Source organism: Enterobacter sp. SECR19-1250, from assembly GCF_013391025.1.
Lineage (GTDB): Bacteria > Pseudomonadota > Gammaproteobacteria > Enterobacterales > Enterobacteriaceae > Enterobacter > Enterobacter cloacae.
The window spans coordinates 44,953-65,301 of sequence record NZ_JACASJ010000014.1 but is presented as its reverse complement, the minus strand read 5'-3'; the positions used below and the strand labels follow the sequence as shown (position 1 = coordinate 65,301).

The window sequence follows — 20,349 nt, the reverse complement described above, 5'->3', positions numbered from 1 at the left end:
AAGCCGCTGTCGAAGCGGCCATCGCCCGCGCCAAAGCACGGAAAGCGGCTCAGCAACCACAACCAGCTGCAGAAGAGGCACCAGTCGATCCGCGCAAAGCCGCTGTCGAAGCGGCCATCGCCCGCGCCAAAGCACGGAAAGCGGCTCAGCAGGAAGTACAACAGCCTGCCGCGAACGACGATCCACGCAAAGCCGCCGTCGCCGCCGCGATTGCACGCGTTCAGGCGAAGAAAGCCGCACAGCAAGCAGTTAACGAGGATTAAATGGTTTTCAGAATCGCAAGTTCCCCTTACACCCATAACCAGCGCCAGACGTCGCGCATTATGATGCTGGTCTGCCTGGCCGCGCTGCCGGGTATTGCCGTTCAGTTCTGGTTTTTCGGCTGGGGAACCCTGTTCCAGTTAGCACTGGGCTGTGCCAGCGCCGTAGCGGCCGAAGCGCTGGTGCTGAAGCTGCGTAAGATGAACATCTCCCGTATTCTCAGCGATAACTCCGCTCTGCTGACGGGCCTGCTGCTGGCCATCAGTATTCCGCCGTTTGCGCCGTGGTGGATGATCGTGCTCGGTACGGTGTTTGCGGTGATTATTGCCAAACAGCTGTACGGTGGGCTGGGCCACAATCCCTTTAACCCGGCGATGGTCGGCTACGTGGTACTGCTTATCTCCTTCCCGGTACAAATGACCAGCTGGCTGCCGCCGCACGATATCGCCGCCACGGTGCCGGGTTTTATGGATGCCCTTCAGGTGATCTTTTCCGGCCATACGGCGTCCGGTGCCGATATGAATGCGTTGCGTATGGGCGTGGATGGTGTCAGCCAGGCCACACCGCTCGATACATTTAAAACGTCCCTGCGTGCCGGGCACAGCGTTGAGCAGATCATGCAATCAGCCATCTACAGCGGCGTGCTGGCCGGTGCAGGCTGGCAGTGGGTTAACCTGGCATATCTGTTGGGCGGCCTGTTCCTGCTGCAGCAGAAAGCGATCCGCTGGCATATTCCGGTGAGCTTCCTGATCACGCTCGCGGTCTGCTCTACGCTGGGCTGGCTCTTCTCTCCTGAATCCCTGGCGAGCCCGCAGATGCATCTGCTCTCTGGTGCCACCATGCTGGGCGCGTTCTTTATTCTGACCGATCCGGTAACCGCCTCGACCACCAATCGCGGTCGTCTGATCTTCGGTGCGCTGGCCGGTCTGCTGGTGTGGCTGATCCGCAGTTTCGGCGGATACCCGGATGGCGTAGCGTTCGCCGTCCTGCTTGCCAACATCACCGTTCCGCTCATTGACTACTACACGCGCCCGCGCGTGTACGGCCATCGGTAAGGGTTTCGCGATGCTGAAAACAATGCAAAAACATGGCGTCACGCTGGCCATTTTCGCTGCTGTCCTCACCGGGATGACGGCACTGGTGAACGAACTGACCAAAACGACCATTGATGAACAGGCCGCGAAGCAGCAACGCGCGCTGTTCGATCAGGTGATGCCGTCTGATTTCTACGATAATGACCTGCAGAAAAGCTGTTTCGTGGTACAGGCGCCGCAGTTAGGTAAAGGCCCGCATCGTCTCTATATCGCCCGTAGAGGCGATAATGCGGTGGGCGTGGTGATGGAGGCCACGGCACCAGACGGGTATTCCGGTGCCATTCAGCTCCTTGTGGGTACCGATTTTTCCGGTACCGTGTTGGGTACCCGCGTGACTCAACACCACGAAACGCCGGGCCTTGGGGATAAAATTGAGACACGCCTGAGCGACTGGATTTTGCATTTTGCCGGTAAGGTGATCCACGGCGAAGCGGACACGGCATTTGCCGTCAAGAAAGATGGCGGCGAGTTTGACCAGTTCACCGGGGCCACCATTACGCCGCGTGCCGTCGTGAATGCCGTAAAACGTGCCGGGTTGTATGCAGAAACGCTGCCTGCGCAGATTAACAATCTTCCGGCCTGTGAGGAGTGAGCATGAGCCAGGTTAAAGAGGTCATTGTCCAGGGGTTGTGGAAGAACAACTCCGCACTGGTACAGCTGCTGGGATTGTGCCCGCTGCTGGCGGTGACATCCACCGCTACCAACGCATTGGGGCTGGGGCTTGCCACCACGCTGGTGCTGACCCTGACCAACCTCTCCATTTCCACCCTGCGCCGCTGGACGCCGTCGGAAATCCGTATTCCGATTTACGTCATGATCATCGCGTCAGTGGTGAGCGTCGTTCAGATGCTGATTAATGCCTACGCGTTTGGTCTGTATCAGTCACTGGGGATTTTTATTCCGCTGATCGTTACCAACTGTATCGTGGTGGGGCGTGCAGAAGCCTTTGCCGTGAAGAACACCCCGGCGATGTCGGCCCTGGATGGTTTCTCCATCGGAATGGGAGCCACCTGCGCGATGTTCGTTCTGGGCTCACTGCGTGAAATTCTTGGCAACGGTACCCTCTTCGACGGCGCAGACGCGCTGCTGGGAAGCTGGGCTAAAGTTTTACGCATCGAGGTGTTTCATACGGATACGCCGTTCCTGCTGGCTATGCTGCCACCGGGTGCGTTTATTGGCCTTGGCATGATGCTGGCGATAAAATACCTGATTGATGAAAAACGTAAGCGCCGCACGGCTGAGCGCAGCGTGCAGGAAGGGATACCCGGGAAAGCCTCATGAACAAAGAAAAGCGCATTGCGATCCTCACCCGTCTTCGGGACGCAAACCCGCATCCGACGACTGAGCTGAATTTCACTTCGCCGTTTGAGCTGCTGATCGCAGTGCTGCTTTCGGCTCAGGCCACTGACGTGAGCGTGAATAAGGCCACCGCCCTGCTCTATCCTGTGGCCAATACCCCGAAAGCCATGCTGGAGCTGGGCGTGGAAGGGGTGAAGTCTTATATCAAAACCATTGGGCTGTTTAACAGCAAAGCGGAGAACGTCATTAAGACCTGCCGCATTTTGCTGGAGCGTCATGGTGGTGAAGTGCCGGAAGATCGCGAGGCGCTGGAAGCGTTGCCGGGTGTGGGACGTAAAACGGCGAATGTGGTACTTAACACCGCGTTTGGCTGGCCGACCATCGCGGTTGATACCCATATTTTCCGTGTCGCTAACCGAACCAACTTCGCTCCGGGTAAAAATGTCGAACAGGTGGAGGAGAAACTGTTAAAAGTGGTTCCCGCTGAATTCAAAGTCGACTGTCATCACTCGCTTATCCTGCATGGCCGTTATACCTGCATTGCCAGAAAGCCTCGCTGCGGCTCATGTATCATTGAAGATCTCTGCGAATATAAAGAAAAAGTGTATCCCTGAGCGGCGTTATTCCTTTTTACTTTCGCATCATCAAGACCTTACTAAAGGAAGGCTTAACTAAAAACCTTCCTTTAGGCCGCAAGTTGTCCGCATATGTTCTCTTACGCCCTGTCAATTGTTTGGTTATTTAACGCTCAAACAGGTTAATAGTTTTTTCACTACCGAAAATTTCTATACATTTGTGATCGCGATCACTCTGATAACTTCATGTTGATTTTTTGTTGTCAGATCCCACCTAAACCCTTTGCCAGACAAGATGTAATCCTTCAATGGCCGCAGATAAGACCACTCATTTTTCAGAATATGGGCTATATGACTGCATTTAACGGTAAATAGCAGAACATATCGCCACACAACCCTCTCTGCCGGTTTTTCGCAGTCAAAAAAACCAACAAAACCCATTGTGTGAAATTTAACGCTGAATAACATTTGCAGAAACCGAGGATTATAGCGGCTCAGTTATATGTAACAGATTATTACAAACGTATTGCCAGACGGGTCAGGATAGTGAACATTACCCGCCGTTTCTCCTCCCAATATAACTATAAAGCGGATGGACTCCGACCATCACGCTATGAACACCCCCGTTAATATGGGATGTAAAAAAAGAGGTATATGTGTCAACTGCAAACAATAAACCAACAGATGAAAGCGTGAGTTTGAACGCTTTTAAACAGCCAAAAGCGTTCTATCTCATCTTCTCTATCGAGTTATGGGAGCGTTTTGGTTATTACGGCCTGCAAGGGATCATGGCGGTTTACCTGGTAAAACAGCTGGGTATGTCCGAAGCCGATTCCATCACGCTGTTCTCTTCATTCAGTGCCCTCGTTTACGGTCTGGTCGCGATTGGCGGCTGGCTTGGTGATAAAGTTCTGGGTACGAAGCGTGTCATTATGCTGGGCGCCATTGTTCTGGCAATCGGCTACGGTCTGGTTGCCTGGTCTGGTCATGACGCAGCCGTAGTCTATATGGGTATGGCAACCATCGCCGTTGGTAACGGATTGTTCAAAGCGAACCCGTCATCCCTGCTCTCTACCTGCTACAGCAAAGATGACCCACGTCTGGACGGTGCATTCACCATGTACTACATGTCCATCAACATTGGTTCATTCTTCTCCATGCTGGCAACCCCATGGCTCGCCGCAAAATTCGGCTGGAGCGTGGCGTTTGCGCTGAGCTTTGTCGGTATGATGATTACCGTTGTGAACTTCCTGTTCTGCCGTAGCTGGGTTAAGGACTACGGTTCAAAACCTGATTTCGAACCGGTGCACATGGGCAAACTGCTGGCCACCATCGTGGGTGTTGTTATCCTCGCGGCCATCGCCACCTGGTTGCTGCATAACCAGGGTGTTGCACGTGCCGTTCTGGGCGTGGTGGCACTGGGTATCGTCATCATCTTCGCGAAAGAAGCCTTCGCGATGCAAGGTGCGGCCCGTCGCAAGATGATTGTGGCCTTCATTCTGATGCTGGAAGCGATTATCTTCTTCGTGCTCTACAGCCAGATGCCAACCTCGCTGAACTTCTTCGCTATTCGCAACGTTGAGCACTCCATCCTGGGTATCGCGTTCGAGCCGGAGCAGTATCAGGCGCTGAACCCGTTCTGGATCATGATTGGTAGCCCAATTCTGGCGGCTATCTATAACAAGATGGGTGACCGTCTGCCAATGCCGCACAAGTTCGCCATCGGTATGGTGCTGTGCTCTGGTGCGTTCCTCGTGCTGCCACTGGGTACCAAATTTGCGACTGACGCCGGTATCGTCTCCGTTAACTGGCTGATCCTGAGCTATGCCCTGCAGTCTATCGGTGAACTGATGATCTCCGGTCTGGGTCTGGCGATGGTTGCACAGCTGGTGCCACAGCGTCTGATGGGCTTCATCATGGGTAGCTGGTTCCTGACCACTGCCGGTGCAGCCATCATCGCAGGTAAAATCGCAAACCTGATGGCGGTGCCTGAGAACGTGACTGACCCGCTGGTCTCCCTGAATGTATACGGTACCGTCTTCCTGCAGATTGGTATCGCAACGGCGGTTATCGCGGCGCTGATGCTGCTGACGGCACCGAAGCTGAACCGTATGACTCAGGACGACGACAAAGCGACGAAAGCGACCGAAACCGCTACCGCGTAACGTTATTGAGAAACGATGAGCCGCTAATTTATTAGCGGCTTTTTTTTTGTTTGCTTGCGCACTAACATAGCTGAAACCTCAGCAAAAAGGAGTTACCGATGAAACTGTTCTACAAACCGGGCGCGTGCTCTCTTGCTTCCCATATTACCCTGCGCGAGAGCGGCAAAGATTTCACGCTGGACGGCGTTGACCTGATGAAAAAGCGCCTGGAAAACGGCGACGATTTTTTTGCGATTAACCCGAAGGGACAAGTTCCGGCCCTGCTTCTGGATGACGGTACCCTGCTGACAGAAGGCGTCGCCATTATGCAGTACCTGGCAGACAGCGTGCCCGATCGCCAGCTGCTGGCCCCGGTAAGTACGGTTTCACGCTATAAAACGCTCGAATGGCTGAACTACATTGCAACCGAACTGCATAAAGGATTTACGCCACTGTTCCGCCCGGACACGCCGGAAGAGTACAAACCGACCGTTCGCGCCCTGCTGGAGAAAAAGCTGCAGTACGTCAATGAGTCATTGAAGGACGATCAGTACATCTGCGGGGCACGCTTCACCATTGCCGATGCGTATCTCTTTACCGTGCTGCGCTGGGCGCGTGCGGTTAAGCTGAATCTGGACGGGTTAGACCATATCGCAGCATATATGACGCGTATGGCGGAGCGCCCTGCGGTGGCCGCGGCGCTGAAAGCGGAAGGATTGAATTAACCGAGCGGCCTGCGTTGCCGGGTGGCGCTGACGCTTACCCGGCATAGTTTAGAGCTGTGTTGCGCTGAAATAGTGCTCCGGCTGCGCAATACGATCCTGTGCCGCCACTACCTGCAGTTCGTATTCCTGCATCTCTTTCGTCGCAATCATAATTTCGTACACCGCTGCAGTCACATGCTCAAGCGCTTCGCGCAGCGTCGCACCCTGTAGCAGTTTCACCAGCAACAGCCCGCTGGTCACATCTCCCACGCCCACTGGCTGACGCAGGCCAAAATCTACCAGCGGACGGCTGATGTGCCAGGCTTCGTCTTTGGTCACCAGCAGCATCTCAAAGCGGTCTCTGCTCAGCCCTGCACGGGCGAGATGTTTCACCAGCACAATCTCAGGCCCCTGGGCTATCAGTTCACGAGACGCGCTTACCGCCTCTGCGACGCTGTTAACCGGATGCTCGCAAAGGATCTCCAGCTCAATCAGGTTGGGCGCGATGATATCGCTGGCAGGTAACGCATGGCGAACATGGAATTCAGCCACGCCAGGCGCCACAATGCAGCCTTTTTCCGGATGACCCATCACCGGATCGCAGAAGTATTTTGCTGCGGGATTGGCTGCTTTCACCAGGCGAACGATGCCGAGGATATGCTCCCCCTGCTCTGCGGAGCCCAGGTAACCACTCAGAACCGCGTCACAGCGTTTGAGCTGGTCGATATCGGCAATGCCCTGCACGATCTCCGTGAGATGCGAAGGCGGCATCACGCAGCCGGTCCATTTGCCGTATTGTGTGTGGTTTGAGAACTGTACGGTATTGAGGGGCCAGACGTTAGCCCCGAGGCGGCGCATCGGGAATTCCGCCGCGCTATTGCCAGCATGTCCAAAAACAACGTGGGACTGAATGGCGAGGATGTTCTTCATTTTATGCTTACCAAACCCTGAAAAAACAAAAAGGGCGTGGTTTCCCACGCCCCTGGAGATTTTTATTTATTTCCAGCAGACCAGACAGTAATTTTTCTTACCGCGACGCAGCAGCGTGTAGCGGCCATACAGGCGATCGCTGTCGGCGAAGGTGTATTCCGAGTCAGCCTGTTTTTCACCGTTGATGGTGATGGCGTTAGACGCAATGGTTTTACGCGCCTGCCCGCGAGACGGCTGCAGCTCAGAGTCCACCAGCGCCTGCATCAGGTCAGCCCCTTTCTCCATCTCAACCATCGGTACGCCATCCTGCGCCAGCTGCTCGAAGTCAGCTTCGCTCAAATCGCTCAGCGTACCGTTGAACAGGCTTGCGGTAATGCGTTTCGCCGCGGCCAGACCTTCTTCACCGTGAACCAGTTTGGTCACTTCATCCGCCAGCACATACTGCGCGCGTGGTGCTTTACCGCTGTTTTTATCTTCTTCTTCCAGGGCGTTGATGGTTTCAATGTCCATGAAGGTGAAGAACTTCAGGAAGCGGTAAACATCGGCATCCGCGGTGTTGATCCAGAATTGATAGAATTTGTACGGGCTGGTTTTCTTCGGATCGAGCCATACCGCACCGCCTTCGGTTTTACCGAATTTAGTCCCGTCGGCTTTGGTGATCAGCGGAACGGTCAGACCAAACACCTGGTTTTGATGCAGGCGACGGGTCAGATCGATACCGGAAGTAATGTTACCCCACTGGTCAGAACCGCCAATCTGCAGGCAAACGCCGTGCAGTTTGTTCAGACAGGCGAAGTCGTAGCCCTGCAGCAGGTTATAAGAGAATTCAGTAAAGGAGATACCCTGATCGTCACGGTTCAGGCGCTGTTTTACCGCTTCTTTGTTAATCATCTGGTTAACAGAGAAGTGTTTGCCGATGTCACGCAGGAAGGTCAGCACGTTCATGCTGCCAAACCAGTCGTAGTTATTGGCGGCAATCGCGGCGTTATCACCACAGTTGAAGTCGAGGAACGGTGCAACCTGTTTGCGGATCTTATCCACCCACTCCTGCACGGTGTCTTCGGTGTTCAGTTTACGCTCAGCGGCTTTAAAGCTTGGGTCGCCGATCAGACCGGTCGCGCCGCCCACCAGGGCCACAGGCTTATGGCCTGCCATCTGGAAGCGTTTCAGGCATAACAATGGAACAAGATGCCCCAAATGCAAGCTGTCAGCGGTGGGATCAAAGCCGCAATAGAGCGCGATCGGGCCTTGCGCCAGTCGCTCTGCTAACGCTTCCTCGTCCGTCACCTGGGCCACAAGGCCCCGCTCTTGCAATTGTTTAATCAAGTTACTGCTTGCCATCAAATTCTCCATGTATAAACGACTGCACCTTTGCCGGTACACGACTTTTCGCCTGATGCGAAAGGACCATAGAATAAAGCGCAAGCGCGGCGTGCGCTAGCGCTTAAATCAACAAATTTCGGGGATTACGGTGCAAGCCTGTCGATTTTCCAGCCGCCGTTGTCGCGCTGGTATAAAAAGCGGTCGTGCAGGCGATGTTCGCCCCCCTGCCAGAACTCAATCTGCTCGATCGGGATGCGGAAACCGCCCCAGAAGCTGGGCAGTGGAATTTCGCCCTGCTGGAATTTTTGCTTCAGTTCAAGGAATTTGCTTTCCAGCACGCCGCGGGCGGAAATTCGGCTGGACTGTTTTGAGACCCAGGCGCCAATCTGGCTGTCACGCGGGCGGCTGTGGAAGTACTTCACCACTTCCAGCGTGGAAAGGCGCTCCGCTTTGCCTGTGACCATGACCTGGCGTTCCAGCATATGCCACGGGAACAGGAGACTGATTCGGGGATTGTTCTCTAAATGGTGCGCTTTGCGGCTGCCCAGGTTGGTGTAAAACACCAGCCCTTTCTCGTCATAATGCTTAAGCAGCACGATACGTTGATACGGTTGACCATTTTCGTCCACCGTGGCAACCACCATGGCCGTTGGGTCGGCCAGTTTTGCTTCGCAGGCCTGTTTCAGCCAGCGTTCAAAAAGCACCAGAGGTTCAGCGGGAAGATCCTGGCGACGCAGGCCGCCTTTGGTGTATTCACGGCGCAGATGCGCAATTTGCTGCAGTTCGTCGTTATCAGACATGGCATAAGGTGACGTTGAGATTGGGTGGCGCTATTGTGCGCCGCCCCTGTGAAAATCTCAACGCTTCGGATTTTCGAGCTGGCAATTGTTCAGCACGATGCGGTCGCGTTTGTAGACGGTGGCGCTGTCACCTTTCGACCAGAAGACGTAAATACCGTCGCTGTAGCGCGCGCCGGAGGCGGAGATCCCCTGCTTGAGCGTCAGCAATTTATTGTCATAGACAAAGCTGGCTTCCTGGCGTGGGTTATTAAGCTTGACGGTCAGCGGCTTTTCATCACAGCGATATTCCAGCGTGTCGGTCTGCATGCGCTCAACGAGCTGGTTATAGACGCTGCAGCCTGACAGCAAGACAGGTACAGCAATAAGAAGAAGTTTTTTCATGAGCGTATTCCGAAGACTATCCTGGTCCTGGAGGGCTAATGGGCCCTCCTGTTCCCTTTTATTTTACCGGCGACGCGCTGCGCTGAATTTCAGTTAACTCTGATTATGGCGGGGATTGGCCGGGAAAATGGCACCGAGAACGCTGGCTTCGCGTGCGCCGGTGACTGAGGGCAAATTCCCCGGTAGCCCGGCAACGGTACGCCAGGCAAGCCAGGCGAAGGCCAGCGCTTCCATGTCGTCTCCACTGATGCCGGCTTCATCGGTGGTTGTCACTTCGGTGCCCGGCAACAAGCCGGCAAGGCGCGCCATCACCAGCGGGTTGCGGCTTCCGCCCCCGCAGACCAGCAGACGTTCGCAGCCACCGCTCAAAAGTACCTGTTCTGATATGGAGACCGCCGTGAGCTCGGCCAGCGTCGCCTGAACATCCTGCGGTGCCAGCGCCGGGAACCGAGCCAGCTGACGTTCAAGCCAGCCATAGTTAAAGTACTCGCGTCCCGTGCTTTTTGGTGCCGGCAAGGCAAACCAGGGATCGCTAAGCATGGACTGCAGCAGCGGGATAATGACTTTGCCTTCGCTCGCCCACTCCGCGTCTTTATCATACGGTTTACCGCACTGACGCCAGATCCAGGCATCCATAAGCATGTTACCCGGGCCGGTATCATATCCCCGTACCGGCTGGCCCGGGATCAGCATCGACAGGTTGGCAATACCGCCAATGTTAAGCACCATACGGCGCTCTGACGAGTGCCCCAGCAACGCCTGGTGGAAGGCCGGCACCAGCGGCGCACCTTGCCCGCCCAGCGCGATGTCGCGACGCCGGAAATCACCCACGACCGTGACGCCCGTTTTTGCCACAATCTGATTATTATCGCCAATTTGCATGGTATGCGGCGCATCGCCAGTGGGTTCGTGCCAGACGGTCTGCCCGTGACAGCCAATCGCGACCACATCCTGCGGCCGGAGATTCTCTTTCTGCATCAGCGCCAGCACCGCATCGGCAAACAGCGCCCCCAGCCTGACATCAAGCTGTCCAAGCTGCGAAAGCGTCAGCTGTTGCCCCTGGCAGATGCTCAGGATCTCCTCTTTCAGCGAAACAGGGATAGGCCAGGTCAGACTTGCCTGTTGTGCCACCATGTTTTCGTCTATGGCGGCCAGAACGACATCTACCCCATCCAGACTGGTGCCAGACATCACACCAATATAGCGACCCGATTTCATGCGCTTTCCTTACGTTGCGTGGGCTAAGGATAACCACTCAACCATAAACAGCCCCGCTTTGCCATCAGGCGATAATATTTTTTAACACTCTCAGTGAGGTAACGCGTCGAAATTTTGTTTATCTCTCGTTAAGTCAAATTCAAGTACAATTTTCCGATTGTTAGTGCAAAGATATGAACGATGGCCCTTTATGCCATATAATTTAGCCATAACGGATGCCCGGATTGGGCGTTTTTGGTGAACAGGAGATTCAAATGATTTTACGTGTACTGGGCGTTTCGCTGATTGGTTTAACTCTGGCTGGCTGTGTGAATGACAGTTCACTTTCTGGCGACGTTTATAGCGCTTCTGAAGCGAAACAGGTTCAGAACGTGACTTACGGTACGATTGTTAACGCACGTCCTGTTCAAATTCAGGGTGGTGACGAGAACAACGTCATGGGTGCCATCGGCGGTGCGGTTCTGGGTGGCTTCCTGGGTAACACCGTAGGCGGTGGTACAGGCCGTTCTCTGGCGACTGCGGCAGGTGCCGTTGCGGGTGGCGTAGCAGGCCAGGGCGTTCAGGGTGCGATGAATAAAACCCAGGGCGTAGAGCTGGAAATTCGTAAAGACGACGGCAGCACCATTATGGTTGTGCAGAAACAGGGCAGCACCCGCTTCTCTGCCGGTCAGCGCGTCGTGCTGGCAAGCAACGGTAGCCAGGTTACCGTTTCTCCGCGTTAATTCATAAAAAGGATGTGGCTGCCAGGCCGCATCCTTTTACAAATAGCATCATTATAATAAATAGTTTTACAAAATTTATTCAGGCAATGAATAATTAACCACGCCGTATCTTGTTCCTGCGCAAAGTATTCCCCTCTCTTTTGCATTAGGCTAATCTCAATTAACTTTTTTATTTATTATTTTCGTTGAAAAACACTTATGCTTGCGATCTCCCGGTACGTGAAAAAGCCCTATATTCCATTCTGTTTAGGGTGCATTGTCGTAATTGGAATATTACAAATTTTATTTTTAAAACTGGTCGAATGGGTTCCCTCTTTCTCACCGCTTTTATTCCCTACACTCACCATTTTTTTACTGGTATTCCATCTGTTTATTGCCTGCTTTATGGCCATGAAATACTGGTGTGACAGAAGACGGTTGTACCTGATTGCTATCGCTTTTGCCTTTGCCGGTTCAGCCATGCTGATGGTGGGTACGCTTACCAGTTTCCCGGCCTGGCTTGATCTCTACCAGCTCAACGTCGTGGACTATAACGATACGATGATCTTCTTTATGTACCGCCATCTGTTAATGGCGGTACTGATGATTGCGTCGGCCCTGCTATATATCGTCAGGGATAATCCGCTTTCACGTGCGGCGCATATCGCCATTGTTGCCGGTACATTTCTGTTTATGGTGGGCATGGTGCTGTTGGCCTGGCTTAGCTCCAGCCACTCATCATTAATGTCGTTAGACCTGGTGGATAATGAAACCCATCAATTTATGGTTCTCTGGAGCCATGCAATAAATATCGTCTTGATTATTCTTTGGGTGGTGACATTAGCAACGCTAATGGTTATTACCCGCGTACGCAATATTTTTTGGGTGGGCGGTAATTTTTTATGTCTGTTATATCGTGACGCTCGCGATGCTATTAGCAGGCGGACACGCGGAGGATATTTCCTGGTATCGAGCGCGCTTATTTGAAACTGTTGCGACGTTATTGATTATTTTTGTTCTGCTTTATGATGTCTTTAGACTCTATCGCGACTCGCATTTGAAATATCAACAGTCGTATCAAAAATCGATTCGCGATCCTTTGACCCGCCTCTACAATCGCAGCTATTTTTACGACTCGCTAAACTAGGCACTCGGTGCCTGTAAAGCCAGCCGTCCGGTTTCGGTTATCGTCAGCGATCTCGACCGCTTCAAGCGCATCAACGACTGCTACGGCCATCTGCAGGGCGACAAAGTGTTGCAGTTTGTGGCGCATCTGCTGATGGATTCCGTACGGCCTCAGGATATTGCCGCGCGTATTGGCGGTGAGGAATTTGTGTTGATGTTAACCAACACCTCTTCAGAAGCCGCGTACCAGGTGGCGGAACGCATCCGCCTGAAGCTGAGCAGCTTTGATAAGACCAGCAGCGGGGGACAGCTTCCGGAGCCCATTACCATCAGCATGGGCGTCTTTACGGCAACGTCCGTGGAGACGACGGCTGAAGAGTGTGTGGAAAAGGCTGATAAAGCGATGTATGAGGCGAAAGAGACGGGTCGCAACCGAGTGATCGTCTCCAGATGATAAAAGGCCTTGCGAGTGCAAGGCCTGATAAGGTCAGGCGTCGCGTGCCTGCAGGTCGTGAATGTTCTGCTCAAGACGCCCAATCAGACTGATGAGCATTTCAAGCTCCGCAGGGGAAACCCCGGACAGGATCTCACCGCGGGTTTTGGTAATCACTGCTTCCATTTCAGTGATAATGGGAGCCGCTTTCTCAGTGAGTTTAATCCGCTTGGCGCGACGGTCGCTGGCACAGGTTTGTCGGGAGATCAGCCCCTTCTCTTCCAGTTGGTCAAGCGTACGCACCAGCGACGGCTGCTCAATACCAATCGCCTTTGCCAGTTGAATTTGTGACTGGTCGGGCGGCAGCTGATGAATGTTGTGCAGCGTGACCCAATGCGTCTGTGTCAATTCCAGAGGTTTCAGGCGATGGTCAATCAGAGCACGCCAGACGCGTACCAACCTTGCCAGATCAGAACCTAATGGCGATTCCAATTTCATCTCCTTATAATTAGCTTGCTAAGTTATTATACTGATTTTAGAATAGTGTGCAGCATTTGTATTGCCAAAACAAATGCATTACGACATTCATCAAATTTAAAAGTATGACTTACACTGAAAAGTGATGTTCCATCTCATTAAGACAAGCCATCCCGGCATTCTGTTCACTGCAAAGGATCTCTGCTCGTGACGTTTTTTCATCGCTCAGAGGGGCTGCCCCTTCAGGACCTGATCTTCGGTGCATCAGTCTACTTTCCTCCCCTGTTTAAAGCCGTTCTGGTGGGATTTGTGATCTGGCTTGTCGCGCATCGTCTGCTCCGCGACTGGATGTATTCTGGCGAGATCTGGCACCCCATGCTGATGGATCTCTCCCTGTTCGCCCTCTCCGTGTCTCTTGGCCTTGCTGTGCTGATTGTGTGGTGATTATGCCCCTGAAAACGCTGAAGTACTTTTCCACCCTCTTTGTCCTGGCTCTGGCCCTGGTTGCCGGCTGGTGGCTGTGGAATTTTTATATGCAGTCACCCTGGACACGCGACGGTAAAATTCGCGCTGAGCAGGTGAGTATCACCCCGCAGGTATCTGGCAGTATCACGGCGCTTCTGGTTAAGGATAACCAGTTCGTTAAAAAGGGAGATGTTTTATTCCGCATTGACGACACCCCTTACCATATCGCGATCCTAAACGCCCAGGCGCAGCTGGCTAAGGCCCAGACTGAGCTGGCGAAAGCGAACAACGAAGCCACGCGTCGTCGGCATTTATCACAAAACTATATCTCTGCCGAAGACCTGGACACCGCCAACATCAACGTCAAGGCGATGCAGGCCAACGTCAATGTGGCAGAGGCAACGCTCAAACAGGCGCAATGGGAACTGACGCAAACCGTGGTACAGGCCCCTGTCGATGGCTGGGTGACGAACCTCTCTGCCCGCGTGGGTAATTATGCCACCACCGGCCAACCGATTTTCGCGCTGGTCGACAGCCACTCGTTTTACGTCGTGGGCTATTTTGAAGAGACCAAACTTCGCCATATTCGGGAAGGTGCCCCTGCCACGATAACGCTTTATAGCGGCTCGCAAAGGTTACAGGGTCACGTTTCCAGCATTGGCCGTGCCATTTACGATCAGAGCGTTGAAACCGATTCTGGCCTGGTTCCCGACATCAAACCTAATGTCCCCTGGGTGCGCCTGGCCCAGCGCGTGCCGGTTCGGGTTGAATTTGACCGCTTACCGCAGGGGTTAACGCTGGTCTCCGGCACAACCTGTACTGTCTCGATCGGAACACCCTGATGAATGCCTTATCCTGGCGAAATCTGCCGTGGATGAAAGCAACGCGCCCTCAGTGGCGCTACGCCCTGCGCAATGGCATTGCCATGTGCCTTGCGCTGACCGTCGCCTACTATCTGAACCTTGACGAGCCTTACTGGGCCATGACCTCCGCGGCGGTCGTGAGCTTCCCGACCGTTGGCGGAGTGATCAGTAAAAGCCTTGGGCGCATCGCGGGCAGCCTGCTCGGTGCCACTGCGGCGCTGATTATTGCAGGCCATACCCTGAACGATCCGTGGCTTTTTTTACTGAGCATGGCGGCATGGCTGGGATGCTGCACCTGGGCCTGCGCCCACTTTACCAACAACGTCGCCTACGCCTTCCAGCTGGCGGGCTATACCGCCGCGATTATTGCCTTTCCGGTAGTTAACGTTCTCGATACCACCGAGTTATGGGATATCGCCCAGGCGCGCGTCTGTGAAGTTATTGTCGGTATTCTGAGCGGCGGGTTTATGATGATGATCCTGCCCAGCACCTCCGACGGCACCGCGCTTATCACGGCGCTGAAGACCATGCATACCCGCTTGCTGGAACATGCGAGCCTGCTCTGGCAGCCGGATACTAACGATGAGATTCGCCTGGCGCATGAAAAGGTGATTGGTCAGATCCTGACCATGAATCTGTTACGCATTCAGGCCTTCTGGAGCCATTATCGTTTTCGCCGCCAGAATACCCTGCTGAACTACCTGCTTCACCAGCAGCTACGGATGACCAGTGCGATCTCCAGCCTGCGCCGGATGTTACTCAACTGGTCAACGCCACCGGAAAACACCCGCGCCATCATTGAAACGCTGCTCGCAGCCCTTGCCCGCCCGGATGCCGACATCTACACGGTGGCCCGCATTATCGCCCCGCTTGCGCCGAAAGATGAGTACGATTATCGCCACCGCGCCTTCTGGCAGCGTCTGAACTACTTTTGCCGCCTGTACCTGCACAGCAGTCGCTGGATCAAGGCCGTTGAAAATGCCACGCCGATAACGGAATTCGCCGTTCCCAGTAGCCCGGCGCTGGCGCGGCACACTGACTATCTGGAAGCGCTGTGGAGCGGTTTTCGAACCTTTTGCGCCCTGACGCTGGTGGGGGCATGGAGCATCACCACGCAGTGGGAATCTGGCTCCGCCGCGCTCACGCTGGCCGCCATCAGTTGCGTGCTCTACTCCGTCGCCGCCTCGCCGTTCAACTCGCTTACGCTGCTGCTGCGCACGCTGGTGTTGTTATCGCTGTTCAGCTTTGTGGTCAAGTTCGGCCTGATGGTGCAGATAAGCGACCTGTGGCAGTTCCTGCTGTTTCTGTTTCCGCTATTAACCACGATGCAGCTTCTGAAGCTGCAAATGCCCAAACTTGCGGGGCTCTGGGGTCAGTTGATTGTCTTTATGGGCTCGTTTATCTCAGTCACAAACCCGCCGGTTTATGATTACGCCGATTTTCTCAATGACAATCTGGCAAAAATCCTGGGCGTAGGTCTGGCGTGGCTGGCTTTTGCCGTATTACGCCCCGGCTCAGACGCGCGTAAAAGCCGACGCCATATCCGCGAGCTTCGTCGGGGGTTTGTCGATCAGCTCAGCCGTAAACCGCATCTGCGTGAAAGTGAGTATGAATCCCTGGTGTACCACCATGTCAGCCAGCTCAATAACAGCCAGGACTCGCTTTCCCGCCGCTGGCTGCTGCGCTGGGGAGTGGTCCTGCTGAACTGTTCCCACGTGGTCTGGCAACTTCGCGCATGGGAGACACGCTCCGATCCGCTGTCGCAGGTGCGCGACGTGTGCATCTCTCTGCTACGCGATGTGATGAGTGAACGCGGCGTTCAGCAACGCCCGCTGGAAGCGACGCTGACTGAACTGCAGCGGATCTGCGACAGTCTTGCTCACCACCATCAGCCCGCCGCGCGTGATTTAGCGTCGATAATCTGGCGGCTGCACTGTTCCCTCTCGCAGCTGGAACAAGCGCCGCCGCCGGGGACGATTGGGGATCAGATCACCCCGCAGGCATAGCGTGCCCCACCACCACCAAGCGGTTTCGGCTGATCGGACATATTGTCGCCGCCGACGTGGATCATTAGCGCCTTGCCTTTCACCTCATCCAGCTTTTTGAGGCGTGGCGCAACAACCGGATCCGTGGCTTTGCCGTCATTATTTACCACCAGCACGGGCAGATCGCCCAGATGGCCCATTCCGTTCGGGCCCTCATGCTTACCGGAATGTTGTGGGTCAAGGTGGCCGCCTGCCGCCTCTGCTGCCGAGGGTTTACCCTCTTTTAACGCGGGCTGACAACTCCCCTTAGCATGAACATGAAAACCATGTTCGCCGGGAGGCAGGGCCTTGAGATCGGGCGCAAATTCCAGTCCTTTGTCGGTTTCAGTGATTTTCACTGTGCCGATGGACTGACCTACGCCCTGCGAGGTGACGAGATTCATTTCTACTTCATCGCTGGCTGCCTGCGCCCCTGCGCAAACAACCAGCGTGACCAGTGCCAGAGCAAAACGCTTCATATGACCTCCGCTGGTTATTTTTTGCCTCTTAAGTGTATACCAGAGGCAAAGATTTCACCGGAAAGTCACATTTTTACCGGTTTACGGTACGTCGTAACCGAGCGCAGCTTTGCGGATGCGGAACCACTGCTGACGGCTCATCTGCAGCTCTTCAGCCGCCAGGGCAGAACGGACGCGTTCAATTTTACCGGAACCAATGATCGGTAGCGGTTTCGACGGCAGACGCAGGATCCACGCGTAAACCACCTGTTCGATGTTCTCAGCGTTCAGTTCACGGGCAATGGTTTCCAGCTCATTGCGCAGCGGCTGAAATTCATCGTCATTGAACAGACGACCGCCACCAAGGCAAGACCACGCCATAGGACGGATGCGCAGCTGTTGCAGCTGATCGAGCGTACCATCCAGCAACAATGGCTGATGCACCGGGGAGATTTCCACCTGGTTGGTGGCCAGGGTAAAGGGCAGACGAGACTGCAGCAGCGCAAACTGCGCCGGGGTAAAGTTTGAGACGCCAAAATGACGCACTTTGCCGCTTTGATGCAGCGCCAGGAAGGCTTCGGCGACCTCATCGGCATCCATTAACGGGTCGGGACGGTGGATCAGCAGCAGGTCGATATGATCCGTCGCCAGGTTCACCAGCGACTGCTCGGCGCTTTTGATGATATGTGCGCTATCGGTAATGTAATGACCAAGGGTATGTTCAGGTTTTGCCGTCGTGGCAATACCGCATTTGGTGACAATTTCCATCCGCTCACGTAGCGCCGGAACCAGCTTGAGGGCTTCTCCGAACGCCGCTTCACACGCATAGCCGCCATAAATGTCAGCATGATCGACGGTGGTGATCCCTAAATCGAGGTGCTCCTCGATGAAGCTCGCCAGCTGCAGGGGGGACATATTCCAGTCCATCAGGCGCCAGTAACCCATCACAAAGCGGGAGAATTCTGGCCCCTGGGGGGCAAGGGTAATACGCTGAACCATAACATTTTCCTCAAGGAAGTGATGTCATGAGTATACGCAATAAGCGTGTTAAAACAGTGAAGGTTGCTGGGGTTCTTCGGTTTCACCGGGCTTGTTTGCACGTATTTTGCGCAGAAACCGCTGGCGGCAGAGGCGAAGCACCTCCTGCTTTTGCGTGTCGCTGAAATTTTGCCAGTTAAACCGCTCGTCGCGGGTACGCATACACCCACGGCAATAACCGCGCTCATCCACCTGACAAATCCCCCGGCACGGGCTCTGGATGGGGAAAAACTCCAGCTGCTCTGCCACGTTCACCTCCGAATACCGACACTCACCTACAGTGAAGACGTTAAACGCCCCACGTGCAAGGGCTTTACCACAGTTTTGTGGCATTAAGGTTTCACTAATCTTCCCTCTCTATACTCGCCTCATCAATATGATGACAGGTTTCTTTTCGATGTGGTTAACGAAGAAGTTACAGTGTAACGATATAAAATTCACTCTGGGTTGTGCGCTTTTCTTTACGCTGATAAACGCACTGTTTATTCAACGTAGCTGGGCCATTATTGCCCCGGCAAGGCTTCACGATATCCTTTTTGCCGCGTCCGTGCCGCTGGTGCTGTTCTGCGGCTGGGTGATTGTCTTCAGCCTGCTCAATATCCCCTTTATCCGTAAGCCGCTGCTGATCGTCTTAACCGTCGGCTGTGCCGCGGCAACGTACTTTATGTATACCTATGGCGCGGTTATCGATCAGAACATGATTGTTAACGTGTTCGAAACCAACTCCCAGGAAGCCACAGCGCTGGTCACGCCGCAGATGATTCTGTGGATTGTCATAGCAGGACTGGTTCCTTCCGTGGTGTTGGCGATGACGCGTATTCAGACCGGAAAATGGTGGTATGCGCTGCTGATGCGCGTTGCCGCCATGCTTGGCGCCCTGCTGGTGATCATCCTCGTCGCCGCCGTGTTTTATAAAGATTATGCGTCGCTGTTTCGCAACAATAAGAGCATCGTCAAGATGGTCACCCCTGCTAACTACATCAGCGCCATGATGAAATACAGCAAAATGCGCTGGTTCGAAGGTGACCAAACGCTGGTGCGTATAGGTGAAGATGCGCATAAAGGCCCGCTGATTGCAGGACAGAACAAGAAAACGGTTCTGGTGCTGGTTGTCGGTGAGGCCTCACGTGCCGCGAACTACTCGCTGAATGGTTATGCCCGTGAAACGAACCCGGAACTGAAAAAGCAGGATGTCATCAACTTCCCGCAGGCCACGTCATGCGGTACCGAAACGGCCGTTTCCGTTCCCTGCATGTTCTCCGGGATGACGCGCAGCAAATATGATGCCGACCTGGCGCATCACCAGGAAGGGTTACTCGATGTGCTCAAACACGCGGGAATCAACCTGCTGTGGCGCGACAATGACGGCGGCTGTAAAGGTGCCTGCGACCGCGTACCCCATACTGATATGACCCAGTGGAACCTGGATCAGTTCTGCAAAGACAAGTCCTGTATTGATGATGTGAACTTCTACCGTCTCGACAACGTGCTGGACGGCCTGAAACAGGACACCGTACTGGTTATCCACCTGATGGGCAGCCACGGCCCGGCTTACTATCACCGTTACCCGGATAATTTCCGCAAATTTACCCCAACCTGCGACACCAATGAAATTCAGGATTGCGATCACCAGGCGCTGATGAATACCTATGACAACACCATTCTGTATACCGACAGCGTGGTCAGCAAAACCATCGATGCGCTGAAGGCACGTCAGGCGAATATGAACACCGCGCTGATTTACCTTTCCGACCACGGCGAATCGCTGGGCGAAAGCGGAATTTATCTGCACGGCACGCCGTACATGCTGGCGCCAGAGCAACAAACGCACATTCCGTTTATGTTCTGGTTATCACCGGACTACGCGAAAAACTTTGGTATCAACGCGCAGTGCCTGCGCGACTATGCAGCAAAAAATGCGGTTTCGCAGGATAATCTGTTCTCTACTGTACTGGGTATGATGGATGTGAAATCAACGGTTTATCAGCAGCAACTGGATATCCTGCGCGCATGTCGTCAGTAAACGCCCTTGCAAT

General features: G+C 54.2%; 20 protein-coding genes and 2 pseudogenes. 13 read left to right on the top strand and 9 right to left on the bottom strand.

Annotated features, from left to right (window positions below; all coding sequences use genetic code 11):
• The 7 genes and pseudogenes from HX884_RS06055 to gstA all read left to right on the top strand — a co-directional run.
• A pseudogene (locus HX884_RS06055) lies at nt 1-263 on the top strand (electron transport complex subunit RsxC); the annotation flags it as partial.
• Complete coding sequence (gene rsxD / locus HX884_RS06050) at nt 264-1,316, top strand: electron transport complex subunit RsxD (protein WP_029882778.1); 1,053 nt, start codon at nt 264-266, stop codon at nt 1,314-1,316.
• Nucleotides 1,317-1,326: 10 nt separating this feature from the next.
• Nucleotides 1,327-1,947: an electron transport complex subunit RsxG gene (rsxG, locus tag HX884_RS06045; protein ID WP_040023044.1), complete on the top strand. Its 621-nt coding sequence runs from the start codon at nt 1,327-1,329 to the stop codon at nt 1,945-1,947.
• A 2-nt stretch (nt 1,948-1,949) separates the two neighbouring features.
• Nucleotides 1,950-2,636: an electron transport complex subunit E gene (locus HX884_RS06040; protein WP_178327849.1), complete on the top strand. Its 687-nt coding sequence runs from the start codon at nt 1,950-1,952 to the stop codon at nt 2,634-2,636.
• A complete protein-coding gene (nth, locus tag HX884_RS06035; protein WP_178327848.1) occupies nt 2,633-3,268 on the top strand; it encodes an endonuclease III in 636 nt (211 codons plus the stop codon). The genes HX884_RS06040 and nth overlap by 4 nt, the downstream gene beginning before the upstream one ends.
• A gap of 617 nt (nt 3,269-3,885) precedes the next feature.
• The gene (gene dtpA, locus HX884_RS06030; RefSeq protein ID WP_178327847.1) at nt 3,886-5,394 is read left to right on the top strand and encodes a dipeptide/tripeptide permease DtpA; all 1,509 of its coding nucleotides are present in this window, start codon (nt 3,886-3,888) and stop codon (nt 5,392-5,394) included.
• Nucleotides 5,395-5,492: 98 nt separating this feature from the next.
• On the top strand, nt 5,493-6,098 hold the full coding sequence (gene gstA / locus HX884_RS06025; protein ID WP_013096906.1) for a glutathione transferase GstA: 606 nt from the start codon (nt 5,493-5,495) through the stop codon (nt 6,096-6,098).
• A 48-nt stretch (nt 6,099-6,146) separates the two neighbouring features.
• On the opposite strand, the gene pdxY is transcribed toward gstA, so the two are convergent.
• The 5 genes from pdxY to anmK form a co-directional block, all read right to left on the bottom strand.
• Nucleotides 6,147-7,007: a pyridoxal kinase PdxY gene (pdxY, locus tag HX884_RS06020; protein ID WP_178327846.1), complete on the bottom strand. Its 861-nt coding sequence runs from the start codon at nt 7,005-7,007 to the stop codon at nt 6,147-6,149.
• Nucleotides 7,008-7,073: 66 nt separating this feature from the next.
• Nucleotides 7,074-8,348, bottom strand: coding sequence for a tyrosine--tRNA ligase (tyrS, locus tag HX884_RS06015; protein WP_178327845.1), 1,275 nt, complete (start codon nt 8,346-8,348; stop codon nt 7,074-7,076).
• A 125-nt stretch (nt 8,349-8,473) separates the two neighbouring features.
• Nucleotides 8,474-9,130, bottom strand: a complete 657-nt coding sequence (pdxH, locus tag HX884_RS06010; protein ID WP_013096909.1) for a pyridoxamine 5'-phosphate oxidase — start codon at nt 9,128-9,130, stop codon at nt 8,474-8,476.
• A gap of 57 nt (nt 9,131-9,187) precedes the next feature.
• Entirely contained in the window at nt 9,188-9,511 is a 324-nt protein-coding gene (gene mliC, locus HX884_RS06005) for a C-type lysozyme inhibitor (RefSeq protein ID WP_013096910.1), read from the bottom strand.
• A gap of 93 nt (nt 9,512-9,604) precedes the next feature.
• Nucleotides 9,605-10,729: an anhydro-N-acetylmuramic acid kinase gene (anmK, locus tag HX884_RS06000; protein ID WP_178327844.1), complete on the bottom strand. Its 1,125-nt coding sequence runs from the start codon at nt 10,727-10,729 to the stop codon at nt 9,605-9,607.
• A 254-nt stretch (nt 10,730-10,983) separates the two neighbouring features.
• On the opposite strand from anmK, the gene slyB reads away from it, so the two are divergent.
• On the top strand, nt 10,984-11,451 hold the full coding sequence (gene slyB, locus HX884_RS05995; protein WP_013096912.1) for an outer membrane lipoprotein SlyB: 468 nt from the start codon (nt 10,984-10,986) through the stop codon (nt 11,449-11,451).
• A 198-nt stretch (nt 11,452-11,649) separates the two neighbouring features.
• A pseudogene (locus tag HX884_RS05990) lies at nt 11,650-13,009 on the top strand (MASE4 domain-containing protein).
• Nucleotides 13,010-13,042: 33 nt separating this feature from the next.
• Here the strand turns inward: HX884_RS05990 and slyA are convergent.
• The gene (slyA, locus tag HX884_RS05985; protein WP_020688303.1) at nt 13,043-13,486 is read right to left on the bottom strand and encodes a transcriptional regulator SlyA; all 444 of its coding nucleotides are present in this window, start codon (nt 13,484-13,486) and stop codon (nt 13,043-13,045) included.
• A gap of 186 nt (nt 13,487-13,672) precedes the next feature.
• Here slyA and HX884_RS05980 point away from each other — a divergent pair, with 186 nt between their 5' ends.
• Genes HX884_RS05980 through HX884_RS05970 form a run of 3 tightly spaced genes read left to right on the top strand, consistent with a single transcriptional unit; the run spans nt 13,673 to nt 16,799 of the window.
• Complete coding sequence (locus HX884_RS05980; RefSeq protein WP_013096914.1) at nt 13,673-13,909, top strand: DUF1656 domain-containing protein; 237 nt, start codon at nt 13,673-13,675, stop codon at nt 13,907-13,909.
• 2 nt (nt 13,910-13,911) lie between these two features.
• Nucleotides 13,912-14,772: an HlyD family secretion protein gene (locus HX884_RS05975; protein ID WP_013096915.1), complete on the top strand. Its 861-nt coding sequence runs from the start codon at nt 13,912-13,914 to the stop codon at nt 14,770-14,772.
• A complete protein-coding gene (locus tag HX884_RS05970) occupies nt 14,772-16,799 on the top strand; it encodes an FUSC family protein (RefSeq protein WP_178327843.1) in 2,028 nt (675 codons plus the stop codon). The genes HX884_RS05975 and HX884_RS05970 overlap by 1 nt, the downstream gene beginning before the upstream one ends.
• Here the strand turns inward: HX884_RS05970 and sodC are convergent.
• The 3 genes from sodC to HX884_RS05955 form a co-directional block, all read right to left on the bottom strand.
• Entirely contained in the window at nt 16,778-17,296 is a 519-nt protein-coding gene (gene sodC / locus HX884_RS05965; RefSeq protein ID WP_013096917.1) for a superoxide dismutase [Cu-Zn] SodC, read from the bottom strand. The genes HX884_RS05970 and sodC overlap by 22 nt on opposite strands.
• Before the next feature lie 81 nt (nt 17,297-17,377).
• A complete protein-coding gene (locus HX884_RS05960) occupies nt 17,378-18,274 on the bottom strand; it encodes an aldo/keto reductase family oxidoreductase (RefSeq protein ID WP_013096918.1) in 897 nt (298 codons plus the stop codon).
• A gap of 48 nt (nt 18,275-18,322) precedes the next feature.
• A complete protein-coding gene (locus HX884_RS05955; protein WP_013096919.1) occupies nt 18,323-18,562 on the bottom strand; it encodes a DUF1289 domain-containing protein in 240 nt (79 codons plus the stop codon).
• A gap of 148 nt (nt 18,563-18,710) precedes the next feature.
• On the opposite strand from HX884_RS05955, the gene eptA reads away from it, so the two are divergent.
• Nucleotides 18,711-20,336 carry a phosphoethanolamine transferase EptA gene (eptA, locus tag HX884_RS05950; RefSeq protein ID WP_048971235.1) on the top strand — a complete coding sequence of 542 codons (1,626 nt, stop codon included), beginning with the start codon at nt 18,711-18,713 and terminating at the stop codon, nt 20,334-20,336.
• Nucleotides 20,337-20,349: the final 13 nt, after the last annotated feature.